Annotated in this window: 2 protein-coding genes and 1 pseudogene; 1 reads left to right on the top strand and 2 read right to left on the bottom strand. The window is 58.9% G+C overall.

Annotation, left to right across the window (positions count from 1 at the left end):
* Positions 1 to 111 (bottom strand): annotated as a pseudogene (locus tag ACFFAR_RS29830) (CopG family transcriptional regulator); the annotation flags it as partial.
* A gap of 369 nt (positions 112 to 480) precedes the next feature.
* Between ACFFAR_RS29830 and ACFFAR_RS29835 the strand changes: the two are divergent.
* Entirely contained in the window at positions 481 to 1,362 is an 882-nt protein-coding gene (locus tag ACFFAR_RS29835) for a manganese catalase family protein (protein WP_062003329.1), read from the top strand.
* Positions 1,363 to 1,407: 45 nt separating this feature from the next.
* Here the strand turns inward: ACFFAR_RS29835 and ACFFAR_RS29840 are convergent, their stop codons facing one another.
* A complete protein-coding gene (locus ACFFAR_RS29840; protein WP_375509077.1) occupies positions 1,408 to 2,718 on the bottom strand; it encodes an MFS transporter in 1,311 nt (436 codons plus the stop codon).
* Positions 2,719 to 2,885: the final 167 nt, after the last annotated feature.

The raw sequence follows: 2,885 nt of genomic DNA on the forward strand, positions 1-2,885 counted from the left end.
AAAGCCTTCTTCGACCAGCAAGTCGATCTGCCCGAGGTCGATCGGGCCCAGGTTGATCGTGATCTTCTCGGTCTCGCCGCCTTTCGGCCGGACCACTTCGAGTTTCTGCATTGCTCTATTTTCCTTCCAATTACCATCCCATGAGATGGTTATAGGCTGGTTTTTGCATCGCGTCAAATTTTTTCAGTTTTTTAACCGCAAAAAACGCAATGCGGTACATCGGGAACGGCCAATGCTTAAGTCAATCCCGTAGTCCTTTTCTTTACCCTCGCGGTGACGTCGCCGCGAGTTCGCCAGAGCATTGCAGATGCTTTGAGATCCGGGCGCCCTTCATTGGGTGTAACGCGGTTTGGAGTGCGTTACCGTCCGGAGCAACTCGACATGTCCGGTCTGTTTTTTCGTCGCGATGATTCGCGGGCGTAGACACGTCTGTGAAAAACACGACGCCATGCTTCGACTAACCTCAAAGGAGATTCACCCATGTTCGTACATAACAAACGCCTGCAGTACACAGTGCGCGTCGCAGCGCCGAATCCTGGTCTCGCCAACCTGATGCTCGAGCAATTCGGCGGGTCGCAAGGCGAACTCGCGGCCGCATGCCGGTACTTCACGCAAGCAGTCGGTGAAGACGATCCGGGCCGCAAGGACCTTCTGTTCGACATCGCCACTGAAGAACTGAGCCACCTCGAGATCATCGGTTCGATCGTCGCGATGCTGAACAAAGGCGCCAAGGGCCAGCTTGCTGAAGGCGTGGAAGAGGAAGCCGAGCTGTACCGCTCGCTGACGGGCAACGGCAACGACTCGCACATCACGTCGCTGCTTTATGGCGGCGGTCCCGCGCTGACAAGTTCGGCCGGGGTTCCCTGGACGGCTGCCTATATCGACACGATTGGCGAGCCGACTGCCGATCTGCGTTCGAACATTGCAGCCGAAGCGCGCGCAAAGATCGTCTACGAACGCCTGATCAATCTCACCGACGACCCGGGCATCCGCGACACGCTCGGCTTCCTGATGACGCGCGAAATCGCGCACCAGAAGTCGTTCGAGAAGGCGTTGCACTCCATCCAGCCGAATTTCCCGCAAGGAAAGTTGCCGGGCAAGCCCGAATTCACAAGCGTGTACTACAACATGTCGCAAGGCACGGAACCGGCGTTGCGCGGACCGTGGAACGAAGGCGGCGACTGGAAGTTCGTGGAAGATCCGCAGCCGGCCGTGGACGGCGGTGACGGACTGGCAAGCGTTGGGGTATCGGAAGCAGACATCGACGTGCTGCAGGCCATGGCCGCACGCACGGCATCAGACCCGAGTTCGGATCCGACGACGGGCGCCGATCTGGGATCGGGTCAGGCGATGGTGTCGTAACGCACCAAGGCCCTTCCAGCACACACTGGAAGGGCTTTTTTTCGTCTACGCTTCGCCTCGTTCTGCCACAACGCGCTTCACCATGAACCAGTAGAACAGCGCGGAACATCCCGCTATCACGCCGCCTGAAATCAGCGCGATGGTGTACGAACCGGTTCTATCGACAATAAACCCTGCCACCACCGGCGAGAACGCACCGCCAAAATAACCGCCGAAATTCTGGATCGCGCTCACGGAGGCGACCATCGACTTGGGCGCGACATCCGACGCCAGCGCCCATGCCGCACCAATGATCGCGGCAAGGAACGCGAGGCCGAGCGTCATCAGCGTGATCGTCATTCCCAACGAGTCGACGAACGGAATCGCCACCGCCGAAATGGCAGCGCCGATCGCGCAGATCACGATCCACATGCGCTTCGCATCGATAGGCGTCGCCATGCCGCGATCGACCATTTTCTTCGTCAGATACCCGACGATGATTTCCCCCACGGCGCCGCCAATCCACGGAATGCTGGCGTAAAAACCGAGCTGTACGAACGAAATGTGGAAGCGATCGAGCAGGTACAAAGGCAGGAAAACCAGGAACAGATTCCACAACCAGATCGCGCAGAAGTAGCCGAGGATCATGCCCCAGACGCTGCGATGCGTGAACAAGCCGCGCCACTCGTGCGTAGAATTGCTGATGGACCGTTCGCGCCCGCCGCCGCCCGCTTCTATGTACGCAAATTCCTCTTTCGAAAGCCGCTTGCTTTGCTCCGGATTGCGACAAAAAAGCAGGAAGACGATCGCGAACACAATACCGACTGCACCCGCCACGTGAAAAAGCGAGCGCCATCCGAATGCAACCATCAGCGCAACGAGCACGGCAGGCGCGAGCGCCGGTCCCCATTTAGATGACGAATCCCAGATCCCCGTCGCAAAACCACGTTCCTTGTTCGGAAACCACGCGGCCGTGATTTTCGCCGAGGTCGGCCAGCATGGCGCTTCGCCGACCGCAAGCAACGCGCGCATCACGAGCAACCCGCTCACCGATCCCACCACGCCGGTCATGTAGGTCGCGACGCTCCACCAGATCATCGCGACTGCATACGCTTTTTTCGCGCCGAACCGGTCGATGACCCATCCCGCCGGCAACTGCATCACGGCATAGGTCCACGCGAAGACGGTGCCGAGCAGACCAATCTGCGTCCGCGACAAACCCAGTTCCCGGATCATTTCCGGCGCTGCAATGGAAAGACTTGCGCGGTCGATGTAATTGATGATGCCGCCGGCCACCAGCCAGATCAGCACGGTCCATCGGAAGTTCATGCTGGTTTTACTTGCAACGACTGCAGGGGATCCCAGCTTCTCGGCCACGTCCGGCTCCTCGTCTACGCGATTGAACGTCCTCTTTGGGGACGCGAAGAGTCACACTATATTCAGCACGCGCTTCACATTACAGCCGCGTTAACCCGCCCGGGAACGCTCGAAGACCGGCACAAATGCGATAATCGCGGGCTATGCCCAGTTTCGGAGAACCCACA

The organism is uncultured Caballeronia sp., assembly GCF_964243625.1.
GTDB lineage: Bacteria > Pseudomonadota > Gammaproteobacteria > Burkholderiales > Burkholderiaceae > Caballeronia.